General features: G+C 67.8%; 1 protein-coding gene. It reads right to left on the reverse strand.

Annotation, left to right across the window (positions count from 1 at the left end; all coding sequences use genetic code 11):
• Window positions 1-255 (reverse strand): transposase (locus ACYZGB_RS22990; RefSeq protein WP_462391302.1); only part of this gene is annotated, 255 nt, incomplete at both ends.

The raw sequence follows: 255 nt of genomic DNA on the forward strand, positions 1-255 counted from the left end.
GCCACCTTGGCCGCTCGCAGCACACTGCGCGCGCCGTGCGTGAGCAGCATGCGCAGGTAGCGGTCGCCTTTCTTGGAGATGCGCCCCAGGTAGCGGCTGCCGCCCGAGCTGTACTCGCGGGGCGTTAGACCGAACCAGCTGGAGAAGTGGCGTGCGTCTTGGAAGTGCGTCACATCGCCCGAGGTGGCTGCCACCAAGGCTGTGGCGCTGAGCAGTCCAATGCCGGGTATCGACAGCAGCAGCGTGCAGGCCGGG

The sequence above is a fragment of the Acidovorax sp. Q11 genome (assembly GCF_054950075.1).